At 75.4% G+C, this 14758-nt stretch carries 14 protein-coding genes; 5 read left to right on the forward strand and 9 right to left on the reverse strand.

The features are described from left to right. Positions 1-65: 65 nt before the first annotated feature. The gene (locus M8316_RS19675) at positions 66-704 is read right to left on the reverse strand and encodes a DUF4386 family protein (RefSeq protein WP_250057561.1); all 639 of its coding nucleotides are present in this window, start codon (positions 702-704) and stop codon (positions 66-68) included. Positions 705-850: 146 nt separating this feature from the next. Here M8316_RS19675 and M8316_RS19680 point away from each other — a divergent pair, with 146 nt between their 5' ends. The 3 genes from M8316_RS19680 to M8316_RS19690 all read left to right on the forward strand — a co-directional run bounded on the left by M8316_RS19680 (position 851) and on the right by M8316_RS19690 (position 3880). Continuing rightward, positions 851-1498: a TetR/AcrR family transcriptional regulator gene (locus M8316_RS19680; RefSeq protein WP_250057563.1), complete on the forward strand. Its 648-nt coding sequence runs from the start codon at positions 851-853 to the stop codon at positions 1496-1498. A gap of 105 nt (positions 1499-1603) precedes the next feature. Beyond that, positions 1604-2074 carry a PPOX class F420-dependent oxidoreductase gene (locus M8316_RS19685; RefSeq protein ID WP_250057565.1) on the forward strand — a complete coding sequence of 157 codons (471 nt, stop codon included), beginning with the start codon at positions 1604-1606 and terminating at the stop codon, positions 2072-2074. A 174-nt stretch (positions 2075-2248) separates the two neighbouring features. Beyond that, complete coding sequence (locus tag M8316_RS19690) at positions 2249-3880, forward strand: hypothetical protein (RefSeq protein WP_250057567.1); 1632 nt, start codon at positions 2249-2251, stop codon at positions 3878-3880. 88 nt (positions 3881-3968) lie between these two features. Here the strand turns inward: M8316_RS19690 and M8316_RS19695 are convergent, their stop codons facing one another. Together M8316_RS19695 and M8316_RS19700 are read right to left on the reverse strand one after the other, a co-directional pair. Further along, the gene (locus M8316_RS19695) at positions 3969-4658 is read right to left on the reverse strand and encodes an aspartate/glutamate racemase family protein (RefSeq protein WP_250057569.1); all 690 of its coding nucleotides are present in this window, start codon (positions 4656-4658) and stop codon (positions 3969-3971) included. A gap of 341 nt (positions 4659-4999) precedes the next feature. Then, positions 5000-5824, reverse strand: coding sequence for an SDR family oxidoreductase (locus M8316_RS19700; protein WP_250057571.1), 825 nt, complete (start codon positions 5822-5824; stop codon positions 5000-5002). A 180-nt stretch (positions 5825-6004) separates the two neighbouring features. Between M8316_RS19700 and mshA the strand changes: the two genes are divergently transcribed. Both mshA and M8316_RS19710 read left to right on the forward strand, forming a co-directional pair. Then, positions 6005-7351 (forward strand): D-inositol-3-phosphate glycosyltransferase, encoded by a 1347-nt coding sequence (mshA, locus tag M8316_RS19705; RefSeq protein WP_443689938.1) that lies wholly within the window; start codon positions 6005-6007, stop codon positions 7349-7351. Beyond that, a complete protein-coding gene (locus tag M8316_RS19710) occupies positions 7348-7902 on the forward strand; it encodes a type III secretion system chaperone family protein (protein ID WP_250057573.1) in 555 nt (184 codons plus the stop codon). Before mshA ends, M8316_RS19710 begins: the two co-directional genes overlap by 4 nt. Here M8316_RS19710 and M8316_RS19715 read toward each other — a convergent pair. The 6 genes from M8316_RS19715 to pilM form a co-directional block, all read right to left on the reverse strand. Then, a complete protein-coding gene (locus M8316_RS19715) occupies positions 7899-9197 on the reverse strand; it encodes an MFS transporter (RefSeq protein WP_250057589.1) in 1299 nt (432 codons plus the stop codon). The genes M8316_RS19710 and M8316_RS19715 overlap by 4 nt on opposite strands. A gap of 147 nt (positions 9198-9344) precedes the next feature. Then, positions 9345-10178: a prepilin peptidase gene (locus tag M8316_RS19720; protein WP_250057591.1), complete on the reverse strand. Its 834-nt coding sequence runs from the start codon at positions 10176-10178 to the stop codon at positions 9345-9347. Beyond that, positions 10175-11764, reverse strand: a complete 1590-nt coding sequence (locus M8316_RS19725) for a diguanylate cyclase domain-containing protein (RefSeq protein WP_250057600.1) — start codon at positions 11762-11764, stop codon at positions 10175-10177. Before M8316_RS19725 ends, M8316_RS19720 begins: the two co-directional genes overlap by 4 nt. Before the next feature lies 1 nt (position 11765). Beyond that, positions 11766-12380 carry a hypothetical protein gene (locus M8316_RS19730; protein WP_250057616.1) on the reverse strand — a complete coding sequence of 205 codons (615 nt, stop codon included), beginning with the start codon at positions 12378-12380 and terminating at the stop codon, positions 11766-11768. After that, positions 12377-13390 (reverse strand): PilN family protein, encoded by a 1014-nt coding sequence (locus M8316_RS19735; protein ID WP_250057619.1) that lies wholly within the window; start codon positions 13388-13390, stop codon positions 12377-12379. Before M8316_RS19735 ends, M8316_RS19730 begins: the two co-directional genes overlap by 4 nt. After that, positions 13387-14547, reverse strand: a complete 1161-nt coding sequence (gene pilM / locus M8316_RS19740) for a pilus assembly protein PilM (RefSeq protein WP_250057621.1) — start codon at positions 14545-14547, stop codon at positions 13387-13389. Before pilM ends, M8316_RS19735 begins: the two co-directional genes overlap by 4 nt. Positions 14548-14758: the final 211 nt, after the last annotated feature.

Consider the following 14758-nt stretch of genomic DNA (forward strand, 5'->3'; position numbering starts at 1 on the left):
GCCCCGGCCATCTTAGTGTCGCGACCCCCAGGCGCCGATTCGTGCCGATCGGGCGCGCGTGGGCCTCAGGCGGACGGGGCGGGGCGACCGCCCCGCGCGAGCAGCCAGACCATCAGCACCAGCTCGCCGACGAACGTGACGAGGCTGATCGTCGGCGCGCCTGCGGGGCCGCCGAGCAGGGCCACGACGTCGGCCACCGCGTCCACGGCGTACCCCGCGCCGGCGAGCGCGACGAGCCACCCGACCCAGGCCGGGGCGGGCCCGGAGCGGGCCAGCAGCCACCCGAGCGCCAGCAGGTGCACGCCGAAGACCAGCAGCGAGACGTCCCAGACGTCCTGGAACGTCGCCACCCGTCCCGCGACGGCGAAGCCCGCCGCCACGAGCAGGGCCAGCCCGGCCAGGACGCGGGCCAGCGCCGCGACCAGCGCGAGCCGACGCCCGGCGGGCAGCGTGAGGGGGAGCAGCGCCAGGCCGATCGTCACGTCGAGGCAGGCGACCAGGGCGAACAGCAGGCCGCCGGGCACGGCCTGCCCGCGGTCCAGCAGCAGGACGCCGACGGGCGCCAGCACCGTCATCACGAGCAGGGCGGTGCCGGCGACGAGGGCGCCGACCCGGGCCGACGGCAGTGCGGTGGCACGGCGGGTGCCGGGCCCGGGGTTGGCGGGCACGGGGTTGGCGGGCACGGGGTTGGCGGTGGTGGTCATGGCGGTCTCCTGCTCCGATCCGAACCTTACTAAGTAAGACTTACGTTGTAAGGTACGGTTGCGCCATGGCAGCGTCAACGGGGCACGGTGCGGGGTCGGCGGGTGGTCCAGGCCGGCGGCGCCCGGCGCTGACGCGGGAGCGGGTGGTGGACGAGGCGCTCGCGCTGGCCGACGCCGAGGGGGTCGAGGCGCTGACGATGCGCTCCCTGGCCGCCCGGGTCGGCGTCCAGCCGATGTCGCTCTACCACCACGTGGCCAACAAGGAGGCCGTGCTCGACGCCCTGGTGGAGCGGGTGGTCGCCGAGATCGCGCTGCCCTCGGCCGAGGCCGTCGCCGCCGGGGCCGACTGGCGCACCGAGCTGGCCGGGCGCTGCTCGTCCACGCGCCTGGCGATGACCCGCCACCCGTGGTGCCTGCACCTGATCGAGACCCGCACCTCGCCCGGGCCGGTGCTGCTCGGCCACCACGAGGCGGTGCTCGCGACCCTGGCCGCGGCCGGCTTCGACACCGCCACCGCCGGGCTGGCCTTCGCGGTGCTCGACGCGTTCACGTTCGGCTTCGCGCTCCAGCAGGCCACGCTCCCGATGCCGACGGAGGCGGGGCCGGGGTCCGCCGCGGAGATCGCGGCCGTGGCCGAGCCGATGCTGGCGGCGATGGGGGAGGCCTACCCGCACGTCGCGGGGCTGGCCCGCGAGCAGGTGCTGGTGCCCGGCTACGACTTCGCCGCGCACTTCGACGTCGGCCTGGCCGTGCTGCTCGACGGCCTGGAGGCGCGTCGCGCGGCGGGTGCCTGAGCCCGGCTGCCGACCGGCGCGGTCCGTCCACACCCGTGCCGCCCGCCGCTGTCGTCCGCCCGCCCGGACGAGGCGCGCGGCCGCCGCCGTGCGTACGGTGGCGTCATGGCCTCGATCGCGACGACCACCCGCGTGGACCTGACCGACCTCCTCGACTTCGTGCGGGACAAGCACGACTGGACGCTGGTGACCCGCAAGCGGGACGGCGGGCTGCAGATGTCCCCGGTCTCCGGCGGCGTCTCCGGCGAGCACCTCGTCGTCTCCACCTACCCGGACCGGGCCAAGGCGGTGAACCTGCGGCGCGACGCCCGGGTCAGCGTCATGGTGCACGGGGCGGAGTGGAACGACGCGTACGTGCAGGTCGACGGCACCGCGGAGGTGCTGGACATGCCGTCGCGGGAGGCCGAGGACGGCCTGGTGGAGTACTTCCGCTGCATCGCCGGGGAGCACTCCGACTGGGACGAGTACCGCGAGGCCATGCGACGCCAGGGCAAGACCTTGCTGCGGATCTCGCCGACCTCCTGGGGCCCGGTCTCCACCGGCGGTTTCCCGCCGGACCGGGCGCCGGCGCAGTAGGCCCCGTCACGCCGTCCCTCACGCCGTCGCTCACGTCTGGCGCGGCGCCGGCTGCGGGCGCGATGCTGCCGCGAATGCCCAGGTGGTGAAACGGGGCGGGGTATTTCTGGGTGCCGCCCCCAGGTTTGGCCGATTCGGCGCACGGGCGCGCTCGGGAGTCCCTAGCCTGACCGCGTGCTCTGGGGAGGGAACGACCACGATCTCGGCGCGACGCGGGCCACGGCCCCCGTCCGGCGCCCCGCGCTCAGGCGAGTCCTGGGCCTCACGCTGACCACGGCCCTGGCGCTCGCGCTCGGGTCCGCGCCGCTCGCCGGCGCCTCCGCCGATCCCGTGGCTGCCCCCGTGGCCGGCACCGATGCCGCCAGGACCTCGTTCCTCGCCGGCGCGGACAAGCCGACCGCGGTGGCGGTGGCTTCCGACGGCACCACGTTCGTGGGCTTCCGCAACGGCGGCACGCTCGCGCGGCTCTCGAGCCAGGGCGACGCCCTGACGCCGCTCGTGCTCGACCAGCCCGACCCGGTGACCGACCTCGAGGTCTCCGGGAAGAGCCTCTGGATCTATTACGGCCGCAGCGTCACCCAGATGACCTTCGACGGCGTGGTGAAGAAGCGCTGGCTCCTGCGCCCCGAGGTCTGGTGCCCGGCGTCCGTTCGCGACCCCGGCCTCTACGGCGGCATCGCGGTGCAGGGCCGGACCGTCTACGTCGCCCAGCGCTGCGGCACCAAGCTGCAGGCCTACACCACCGGCGGCATCCTGCTGGCCAGCACCGACCTGCCCGGCAAGAAGCCGGGAGGCGGCCTGGCCTACGTGCCCGGCTCGAAGGGCGTCCCGGCGCGGGTCGTCGTCGCGCTGCCCGGCCAGGGCACCCTGGCCGCCTACGACGCGGCCACCCTGAGCGACGGCGACAAGCCCCGCACCCAGGTGCGGCTGCCGAAGGTCGCCGACGGCTTCTCCCCGATGCCCACCGACCTGTCCGCCGACAAGCTCGGCCAGCTCGCCGTGCTCGACGCCGCCAACAACGCGGTGTTCATGATGGACGGCGGCAACGACTACACCTCGTACCGCACCCTCGGCCACCCGGCGCAGGCCTCGGCCAAGATGGGCTGGCTCAACCTGCCCACCGCCATCGCCCAGCACCCGCAGGACGGCACCAAGCGGGCGGGCAACCTCTACGTCGCCGACACCCGCAACGGCCGCGTCCAGCGGTGGAGCAACGGCGGCTACTCGTTCTGGGCCAGCACCGTCGAGCCGGGCTCGGACAACCCGGCGGCCGACGAGCCCTGGGCCTGCGGAACCGACGACCTGCTGATCAACCGCGGCGCCAAGTACACCGTCACCCGCCGCGTCATGCTCCAGGTCGCCACGCCCGAGGGCGCCGACACCATCGAGATCGCCAACAACAAGGCGTTCGAGGACTCCTGGACCACCGACGTGAAGGACTCCTGCATCTACGACTGGTACACGTCCTTCTCCGGCCGGGTCTTCGTCCGCTTCCCCGGCAGCGGCACGGACGCGGTCTGGCGCGACGCGATCGTCGTCGACACCGTGGCGCCGCGGATCACCTCGGCCAAGGCCCGCTGGGTCCGTGCCGAGAAGACGTGGCGGCTCGACGTCGCGGGCAGCGACAAGAAGTCCGGCCTCGGCACGATCGAGGTCAGCAGGACCCGCTCCAAGGTCGCGGTCAGCCAGAAGTGGCAGAACGTGCTGAAGAACGCCGACGGCCGGGTCTTCACCTGGGTGCGCGCGGTCGACAAGGCCGGCAACACCGGCCCCTGGCGCGCGGTCAAGCAGCCCGACTACTCCTGAGCGGCACCCTCTCCGCCCGTCCTCGGGTCGGGCCCTCCGGCGTGGGAGGCCCGGCCCAGGGTGGGCGGGGCGGTGGGCCGTGCCCGGGTCAGGCCAGCGCGTGGTCCAGGGCGGCCCCGACGTGCAGGCTGGTGCAGCCCAGCACCGGGATCTGCGCGTCCGCCTGGGAGATCAGCAGCTCGAGCTCGGTGCACCCGAGGATGACGCCGCCCGCGCCGGCGTCCCACAGGTCGTCGATCAGGCCGGTGACCGTGCGCCGCGACCGCGTGACCACGCGGCCGTGCACGAGCTCGTCGTAGATGATCCGGTTCACCGTGTCGTGGTGGTCGGGGTCAGGCACGTGCACCTTGAGGCCGTGCGAGGCGAGCCGGTCGACGAAGAAGTCGCGCTCCATCGCGAACGTCGTGCCCAGCAGGCCGACCTCGCTCAGCCCCGCGTCCTTGGCTGCCTGCGCGACCACGTCGGCCAGGTGCAGCAGCGGGATGCCGATCGCCGCCTCCACCTGGTCCGCGACCTGGTGGAAGGTCGTCGTGCACAGCAGCAGCACGTCGGCCCCGGCGCGCTCGACGCCCTGGGCGGCCTCGACCAGCAGCGCGGCCACGGCGTCCCAGTCCTCGGCCTCCTGCAGCCGCGTCACCTCGGCGAAGTCCACCGACGCCATCACCAGGCGGGCGGACGACAGCGGCCCGACCCGCTCCTCGACGCCGCTGTTGAGCTGCTCGTAGTACACCGCGCTGGATTCCCAGCTCATGCCACCGACAAGTCCGATCGTCTTCACGAGCACCGAGCCTGCCGTGTCGTGCGTCACTCCGCCAGGGGCATTCGTGGGGCGCAGGTCATACCGCCAGGGTCGTCGAGGTGCGACGAGCTCCGGCGAGGAGCCACGAGACGCCCGCACCCGACGAAGGCGCGCGCCCCGGCTCGGGTGCGGGGATCTCGTGGCTCGGCCGCGGCCGGCCTCGCACCTCGATCACCGAGGCAGGGCCTCGCTCGACCTCGACCGCATCGCCCAGTCGCAGGCTCAGGGGCGGCGGTCCTAGGTTTCGAGCCGGCCGTCGCGGCTTCGTCCCTCAGCCGCGGGCCTCCCTCAACCTCCACCGGCTCAGGCGCTCGCTGCGCTCACGCCTGACGGTGGACCTTGTGCTGGGCGGCCTGGGCGCGGGGGCGGATGGTGAGGGTGTCGACGTTGACGTGGAACGGGCGGGTGACCATCCAGACGATCGCGTCCGCCACGTCCTCGGCGACCAGCGGCTCCGCGACGCCGGCGTAGACCTTGGCGGCCTTCTCCTCGTCCCCGTCGAAGCGGTTGAGGGCGAACTCGTCGGTGCGCACCATCCCCGGCTCGATGGTGAGCACACGGACGGGCTGGTCGAACAGCTCCAGGCGCAGCGTCTCGGTCATCACCTGCGTGCCGTGCTTGGCCGCGGTGTACCCGCCACCGCCCTCGTAGGCGATCCGACCAGCGGTGGAGCCGACGTTGAGCACGGCGCCGGCCCCGGAGGCGACGAGCGCGGGCAGCAGCGCCTTCGTCACGGCGAGGGTGCCCAGCACGTTCACCTCGTACATCGCGCGCCAGTCGTCCAGGCCGGCCGAGGCGACCGGGTCGCTGCCGATCGCGCCGCCGGCGTTGTTGACCAGCACGTCGAGCCGGCCCTCGCCCAGCTCACCGACCCGCTCGGCCAGGGTGGCGACCTGCGCCTCGTCCGTGACGTCGCACGCCACGGCCACGCCGCCGACCTCGGCGGCCAGCGCCTCGATCCGGTCGGTGCGGCGCGCGGCCAGCACGACCCGGTAGCCGGCCGAGGCGAGCCCGCGGACCGTGGCCGCGCCGATGCCGCTGCTCGCCCCGGTCACCACGGCCAGCGGGGTCGAGCCCGACGGCGGGACGGGGGCGGAGTACACGGAGGTGGCGGGGCCGGTGACGGCGTCGGCGGGGAGGCTCATGTGCCACATGCAACCACCGGCGCCGGAGCCCCGCCTGGTCCGGGTGGGCGGCGTCCCACCGTCACAAGGGTGATCTCGGGAACACGGGGCGCGGTGGCATGGTTGTGCGCTGGGCCGGGAGTCCGTGCCGCACCGCCACAGGTGCCGCGACGACCCGGGCCGAGTCGAGGAGGAGGCAGGGTGAGCAACGCCGAGCGGGTGCGTCGGGCCGCGATGATCAGCCTCCACACCTCCCCGTTGGACCAGCCCGGCACCGGCGACGCCGGCGGCATGAACGTCTACGTCATCGAGCTCGCGCGTCGCCTAGCCGCGACCGGCTGCGAGGTCGACGTGTTCACCCGCGCCACCTCGTCCGCCCAGCCGCCCGTGGTCGAGGTGGACGACGGCATCCTGGTGCGCCACGTCGCCGCCGGCCCGTTCGAGGGGCTGACGAAGTCGGAGCTGCCCGGCCAGCTGTGCACCTTCGCCCGCGAGGTGCTGCGCACCGAGGCCGCCCAGCCGCTGGGCCACTACGACGTCGTGCACTCCCACTACTGGCTCTCCGGCCAGGTCGGGGCGCTGGCCCGCGACCGCTGGGGCGTGCCGCTGGTGCACTCCATGCACACCATGGCGAAGGTGAAGAACGAGTCGCTGGCCGAGGGCGACACCCCCGAGCCCGCCGCCCGGGTCATCGGGGAGGAGCAGGTCGTCGGCGCCTCCGACCTCCTCATCGCCAACACCGACCTCGAGGCCCGCCAGCTCGTGCGGCACTACGGCGCCGACCCGTCACGGGTCGAGGTCGTCCACCCCGGCGTCGACCTGGACCGGTTCGCCCCGCTCAGCGCCGCCGAGGTCGCGCGGGCGCGCGCCCGGGCCGGGATCGCGCCCGACGCGCTCGTGGTGATGTTCGCCGGACGCATCCAGCCGCTGAAGGCCCCCGACGTGCTGCTGCGCGCGGTGGCCGTGCTGCTCGAGCGCGAGCCGCGGCTGCGCGACCGGCTGGTCGTGCCCGTGGTCGGCGGGCCCTCCGGCAGCGGCCTCGACCACCCCGAGTCGCTCGCCGAGCTGGCCTCGACGCTCGGCCTGGTCGGGCGTCCCGGCCACCCCGACGTCGTCCGCTTCGTGCCGCCCTGCGCCCAGTCCGACCTCGCCCGCTGGTACGGCCTGTCCGACGTGGTGGCGGTGCCCTCCTACAACGAGTCGTTCGGGCTGGTCGCCGCCGAGGCGCAGGCCTCGGGCACGCCCGTGGTCGCCGCCGCGGTCGGCGGGCTCACGACGGTCGTGCGGGACGGACGCAGCGGCCTGCTGGTCGACGGCCACGAGCCGGGCGACTGGGCCGACGTGCTCGGCCGGGTGCTCGGCGACGACGACCTGCGTGCCCGGCTCACGGCCGGGGCCCGTCCGCAGGCCTCCGGGTTCGCCTGGGAGGCGACCGCCGAGGCCACCGTGCGCGCCTACGAGCGGGCCCGCGCGCTCCTGCGCCGCGACAGCCCGGCCCCGTCGGTGCCGGCCGCCGGCCTCGAGCACCTGCAGGTGCTCGGCCGATGAGCGGCGCGGAGCACGGCGCCCTGCTCGGCGGCGCGCTGCCGCCCGAGCGCGCGGCCGTGGCCGCCGTCGTCCGCGACCACCTCGCCTCGCTCGACCTCGAGGTCGACGAGTCCAGCCCCGGGGTGTTCTCCTTCGCGCTGCCCGGCGAGAAGAAGCTCTCGACGGCCGTGCGCCTCGACGTCGGCACCCACGCGCTCGGCGTGCACGCCTTCGTCTGCCGCGCCCCCGACGAGAACCACGCCGGTGTCTACCGCTGGCTGCTGGAGCGCAACCTGCGGATGTACGGCGTCGCGTTCGCCCTCGACCGGCTCGGTGACATCTACCTCGACGGCCGCCTGCCGCTGTCCGCGGCGCAGCCCGACGAGCTCGACCGGGTGCTCGGGTCGGTGCTCACCTACGCCGACGACTCGTTCAACACGATCCTCGAGCTCGGCTTCGCCTCCTCCATCCGCAAGGAGTGGGAGTGGCGGAGGCTGCGCGGGGAGTCCACTGCGAACCTCGAGGCGTTCCGCGGGTGGCTGGAGGCCGAGGAGCCGGACCCGGGCGACTAGGAGCGCGCGCCCCGCGTCCGCCAGAACACCACGAGCGCGGCGAGCACGCCGATGCCGAGGTAGGCGAAGGACAGGTCGGCCAGGCCCACGACGTGGGTGAGCCGGCCGGCGACCAGGCTGGGGAACGCCGCGCCGGCGTAGGAGAACAGGTACACCGATGCCATGACGCCGGAGCGCTGCGCGGGGGCCACGTGCGGCAGCAGCGTCTGCACCGAGCCGGTGAAGCCGGTGCCCATGCCGGTGCCCGCGACGACGCCGGCGGCCAGCACGAGCGCCACGCTGCCCAGGTGCAGGCCCAGGACGATGCCGGCGACCCCGACCGCGAAGAGGGTGATACCCAGGCGCTGGGCCCCCACCGGCGTCATCCGCGCCGTGATCGGGATGCCCAGGCCGTAGGTGATCATGAACGAGGCGAAGACCAGCGAGCCGATGAACGGGTCCTCGGTGCCCAGGTAGGTGGCCGAGATCGTGGGGCTGAAGGACTGGTAGAAGCCGCCCAGCGACCAGGTGCCGCAGAAGACCGCGACGGCGGCCGGCAGCAGCGGGCGCACGGACGACGGCAGGGCGACCTGCGGTCGCAGCGAGCGCAGCAGTCCGGGACGCACGTCGCTGCTCGGTGCCAGCGCGAGCAGGGCCAGGCACACGAGGAGCAGCGCCAGCACCACGACGTAGGAGCCGGTGGTCGGCCACGGCGAGAAGCTGGCGAACAGGCCGGTCAGCAGCGCGCCGGTGGTGATGCCGACCTGCGGGCCGCCGGCCACGAGGGCCGGGGCGATCCACGCGCGCCGCGGCGGGGAGAGGTCGAGCAGGTAGGCGGCCACGGCGGAGGTGGCGAAGCCGCACGCGAGCCCCTGGAGGACGCGGGCCGCGGCGAGCGCGCCGAGCGAGCCGACGTCCAGGAGGACGAGGGAGCCGACGATCGCGAGCACCACCGACGTCATGGCCACCCGGCGTCGCCCGAGGTGGTCGGAGACGCGGCCCAGCACGAGCAGCGCCGCGAGGACGGAGGCCAGGTAGGCGACCGTGGCCAGCGCCAGGTCGGCCGTGGTGAGCCCGTCGGTGACGCGGTAGGTCTCGTACAGCGGGATCGGGGACCCGGAGGAGATGAAGACCGCCACCAGCGAGACCGCCGCCGCCACGAACCCGAGCGTCGGACGGTGCCGGCGGGTGCGGCGGGCACGTGGGCCGCCGCGGGGGTCGGGCTCGACGACGTCGGCCACGCCCGCCCGCGGCACCGGACCGGTGACCTCGTGCTGGGGCGCGGTGGCCTGGTGAGCGGTCGACTGCTCGGTCACGGGGTCCTCTCGGGGGACGGGGAGGGCGGCTCGTTGCCGAGGTCCACCTTCTCCCGCCCGGGTCACCGCTGACCAGGGTCGACGACGGCGAGAGTGATCACAGCGAGCGTGGGAATGCGCCCGCGCCCGTCCTCCGCGGAGCAGCCGCTACAGGCCCACGAGCCCGGCGTACGCCTCCGCGAGCGGCACGCCGCAGGGCACTGCGAGCAGCGCGCCGCCCACGAGGAACGGCCCGAACGGCAGGACGCGGCGGCGCGAGCGGTCCGCCAGGAGCAGACCGCCGCCCACGAGGGCGCCGCCCACGAAGGCGAGGGCGAGGCCGACCAGCGCGGCCCCGGGCACGAGACCGGTGACCGTCAGCGACCCGGTGGCCGCGCCGAGCACCGGCGCCAGCGCCACGTCGCCCAGGCCCATGCCGCGCCCGGCGGTGAGCACGTGCAGGCCGCCGATGACGGCGAGCCACACCAGCGCGCCGACCAGCGGCGGCAGGAGCAGGCCCGGGTCGCCGACCGCGACGGCACCGCCGGCCAGGCCCGCGAGCACGAAGCCGCCGGTCCAGGCCGTGACGGCGAAGGGCAGGCGGTGCAGCGCGAGGTCGACCGCCACCAGCGGCACGCCGCCGGCGACCACGGCCAGCCAGGCGACGAGGCGGCCGGCGTCCCAGGCCGTCCACGACCCGACGGAGGCCGGCAGGAGCAGCACCGCGAGCAGCACGAACAGCACGGCGGTGGCGGCCTCGACGGCCGGGTAGCGCCACGGGATGGTGGTGGCGCAGTCGCGGCACCGACCGCGCAGCAGCACCCAGGAGAGCACCGGCACGTTGTCGCGCTCGCGCACCGCGTGCCCGCAGGCGGGGCAGGCGGAGCGCGGACTGACCACCGACAGCCCGGCCGGCACGCGGTGCGCGACCACGGTCCCGAAGGAGCCCAGCGCCAGCCCGAGCAGCCCGAGGACGACGCAGACGGCGAGCAGGACGCTCACCGGACGGCCCCGCCCACCGCGTCGGGGCAGGTCTCGGCCGACGCCGACGCCGACGCCGACGCCGACGCCGACCCCGACTCCGGTGCCGATGCCGTGGTCGCGGACGATGCCTGCCCGCCGCGACCGCACTGGACCGCGTCGCAGCCCAGCGACAGCAGCCGCTCGGCCACGTCCTGGTCCGCGACGCCCTGGGCGACGACCCGCACCCCGAGGGTGTGCGCGGCCCCGGTCAGCCGGCGGACGCGCTCGGCCTCGCCGGCGTCCTGCGCGGCGCGGGCCACGAAGGACGGCTGGAGCCGGACCTCGCCGACCAGCGGGTTGGCCCACACCAGGGCCAGCGCCGGTCGGGTGCCGCCGTGCTCGGGGATGCTGAGCCGGGCGCCGGTGGAGGTGAGGGCGTCGAGCGAGGCCGCGTCCCCCAGCAGCGAGCCCGCGGACTCGCTGACCTGGAGCAGCAGCCGGGCCGCGGGGTGGTCGGGGTCGTGGTCGGCATGGCCGGCCTGCCGGGCGGCGCGGGTGATGATGCCGGGCAGCGCGGGGTCGAGCAGGGTGCGGGCGGACACGTCGACGGCCACCGTCGTGCGCGGCGAGCCCACGCGGGGCACGGTGCCGGTGGTGGCACCGGGCGTCCCGACGAGCGCGGCGAGGCCCTCCAGGGCGCGGCCGACGGCCCAGGCGTCCAGGCAGCGGGCCAGCCCGTGCCGCTCGGCCAGCGCGCGGGTGCGTGCCGCGGGGATCGACCCGTGCCGCAGGTCGCGCCACCGGAGCACCGCCTCGACGCCGTACAGCTCGCCGTCGGGCCCGGTCCGCGGGTGCAGGCGCACCCCGAGCCCGGCGCCGTCCGGGTCGGCGACGGCCGAGGCGAGGGAGGGGAGGAGCACCTCGTCGGAGGGTCCGGTCACGACCTCGGTCTCGGCGGCGCCGCGGGCGCGCTGCTTGTCCCGGTACATCCGCTGGTCGGCACCGGCGACCAGGTCGGGCAGGGTGGTGCCGTCCTGGCCGGCGACGGCCACGCCGACGGAGGCCTGGAGCAGGTTGCCCGGGGCCCCGTCGGGCCCGAGCGTCGGGGTGCGCGAGCCGCCCAGCTGCTCCCGCAGCCGCTCCTCGAAGGACGCGGCGACGGCGGTGTGGTGCAGCGGCTTGACCAGCACGAACTCGTCCCCGCCCCAGCGGGCCACGAGCGCGCGGGGGCCGGCCACGGCCCGCAGCCGCTGCGCGGTCTCGACGAGCAGGTGGTCGCCGGCGCTGTGGCCGAGCGCGTCGTTGACCTGCTTGAGCCGGTCGACGTCGACCAGCGCGACCGCGACGGACGCGCCCTGCTCCAGCGCCTGGGTGACCAGGCCGGGCGCGGTGCGCTCCATCTCGTCGCGGGTGAGGAGACCGGTGAGCCGGTCGGTCTGCCACGACGCGGGCGCCCCGGCCCCGCTGGGGGCAGGGCCGGGGTTCCGCGCCGGGTCCGGGACGGGGACCGGTCGGGGGGTGGGGTGGTGGTCGTGGGCGCGCGCCGGCTCGAGCGGGCTCAGGCGGGCCGGGGGGAGGACCTCGGGGAAGGGGCCGGGCGTGACGGCACGGGGGGAGTGCTGCACGTCAGGCGCCCGGGACGGAGGCCGGCTCGGCGATCTCGGGGGCGAGGAAGGTGCTGCTCTCGACGAGGAGCACCCACTGGTCGCTCTCGGACTGCGACAGGGAGACCGAGGAGACGAGCATCGCCCGGTCCAGCTTGCCGATCTCGGCGAGCATCGTGCGGCAGGCGTCGTAGTCGGCCTCGACGCTGATCGTCACGGTCTGCACGGCCAGCTCGGCGCCGGTCGGCACGCCCGCGGCGGCGACGCCGGAGGCCGAGGCCCACTCGACGGGCGTGCTGGGGGAGAGCGCGGTGACGTCGTCCAGCGGGATGCCGGCCTTCTTCGCGGCCTTGTCGACCAGCTCGAACAGGCCGGGCTGGTCGGCGGTGGTGGGCACGAGGACGTCGAGGTCGGCGGCGAGCGAGCGGACGTCGCCGAGCTCGTCGCGCAGCTTCTCCAGGCCGGCCAGCTTCACCTGGAGCAGGTTGTTCGCGTCCTGGGCGGCGACCGTGGCGTCTCGGGTCTCGCCCAGGGCACCGAGGTAGCGGCCGACGACGCCGAACCAGCCGGCCAGGAGCACGAGGAGGACGACGAGCGACCCGACGACGACCGTGGCGAGGGGGGTGCGGAGGTTCACGGGGTGGTCTCCTCGTCCTCGGTGGTGGTGGCGGCGGTGGCGTCGGTGGTCTCGGTGTCCTCGGCCGTCGCCAGCGGCGGCAGCAGGGCCGAGGCCAGGTCGTCGTAGGTGCCGGTGAAGGCCACCGACGTGACGCCGACCGTGCCCGCGAAGGTGACGCCGTCCTCGCCGGCCGTGGTGGTGGTGATGAAGGGCTCCGAGAACATCTCGTCGGACTCGAGCCGCTCGACGAGGCGGGCCACGGCCTGGCGGTCGGGTGCGGTGCCGGCGATCGAGACGCAGGTGAGCACCGGGTTGGCGCCGAACGGGTCCGGGCCGGCGCAGGTGGCGCCGATGCCGCGGTCGGGGTCGACGGCCGCCGTGGCGTCGGTGGCGGCGCCGTCCGTGGTGCCGTCGGTGGTGGTGCCGTCCGTGGTCGTGGCGGCGTCGGTGGTCGCGTCGGCCGCGGGGGCGAGCGTGAACGTCAGGCTCGCCAGCTCCGCCCCGTCCGGGAGAGCCTTGTCGAGGCCCTTCACGACGGCGGCGGTGTCGACCTGGGTGCTCATGAGCGTGCGGGTGACGAGACCGCGGCCGCGCACGGAGCTGACGTAGGCGGAGACGTCGTCGAGCGCCGAGATGCGCAGCTGGAGGCCGTCGGTGACGGCCTGCTCGCCGCTGAGCTCGGCCTCGGCCTGGGCGAGGGCGAAGTGCATGCCGGTGCCGACGAGGCCCAGGACGAGCACGAGGCTGCCCACGCCGTAGACGAAGCGGCGGCGCAGGTGCCGCACCCGGTGCTGCTCGAGCACCCAGGGGGAGACGAGGTTGACGCCGTGCCGGGGCGGCGGGGCGACCGGAGCCTTGCCCGCCTTGCCGCCCTTCGGCGCCTTGCCGGGCTTGCCCCCCTTCGAGCGGCCGCCCTTGCGCGAGGTGAGCGCGGCCGGGCTGTCCGGGACGGGCACGGTGGGGTCGAGCGGGGCGTCGGCCGCGCGGCGGCCGGCCTTGCGGGTGCCGGTGGTGGCGGCGCGGCTCATCGGCGGCCTCCCGTGGTGGTGGCGGGCAGGCCGGGGCTGCACAGCCCGAGCGGGACGACGAGGTCGCTGCTGGGCAGCAGCGGGCCGTGCGGGCCGTCGCCGAGGACCTCGACGGGCAGCCCGACGACGGCGCGGCAGTGCTCGGCCAGGCCGGGCAGCAGGGAGCCGCCGCCGGTCAGCAGCATGTGCGTGGGGGAGTGCCGGGGGTCGTGGGAGACCTGGAAGTCCAGGGTCGCGCGCACCTCGGCGAGCATCCGGGAGACGGCCTCCTGGGCGAGGGCCTGGTCGCGGTCGACCGGCTGGGCGCCGGGCACCGGCAGCAGCCGCGTGCGGCGCTTGAGGTCCTCGGCCTCGTCGCGGGTGCGTCCCGTCTGCTCCACGAGCATCCGGGTGAGCAGCTCACCGCCGAGGCCGGCGGCCACGCGCACGGAGCGCGGCCCGTCCGGGCCCTCCACGGTGACGCCGACGGTGTCGGCGCCGACGTCCAGCACCGCGCGGGCGGGCAGCGGAGCAGCGGCCACGGCGGACGCGGGGAGCCGCTCGCCCTCCTCGCCCGGGGCGCCCACCAGCGTCGGCACGGGCGTGACCGCGGGCTGTGGCGCGGGAGCGGGGCCGAGGCCCGCCGCGCCGAGGCCGCGCAGGGCTGCGAAGGCGGTGAGGTCCGCCGAGAGCACCCGCAGCTTGGCGGACTGCGCGGCGCGGACGAGGCCGTCCACCGCCTCGCGGGCGGAGGCGACGAGCAGGATGCGGGTGATCCGGCGGGTGCGGCCGTCCTCGTCGACGATCGTGTCCTCGCCGAGCGGCAGGTGGTCGATGTTGGCGTCGTCGATCGGCACCGGCAGCAGGTCGGCCACCTGGTAGCGCAGCGAGCGGCGCAGGTCCTCGTCGCTCATCCAGTCCAGCTCGAGCTGGCGCACGAGCACCGAGGCCGAGCCGACCGCCAGACGGACGTCGCGGGCCTTGGGCTGCAGCGTGCCCACCAGCTCGCGCAGGGCGTGCGCGACCGCGTCGTCGTCGCGCACCACGCCAGCCTCCACCGCACGGGGAGGAAGGGGGACGCGGGCGTGCCGGCGCAACGTCGGTGCACCGCGTCTGGTGCGTACCTCGACGGCGCGCACGCTGCTGGTCCCGATCTCGAGACCCACGAGGTTCGCCATGGATGATCTCCGTCCTGCTCGAGGAGGTCATCGGCCGCGCGGAGCGGCGACTTGACGATCGGGACGGAAATCCTGGGATGAAAATTTTACGACGTTCTTGGTCAAGTCCGGAGTGTCGGAGCCCGATCACTCTCACGATACGTCAAGTCGGAATGGACCGGTCCGCCTGCGCCCCCAGCGCTGCGACCCCCGTTCCGAGGGACGGAGGACG

Source organism: Nocardioides bruguierae (genome assembly GCF_023554635.1).
Taxonomy (GTDB): Bacteria; Actinomycetota; Actinomycetes; order Propionibacteriales; family Nocardioidaceae; genus Nocardioides; species Nocardioides bruguierae.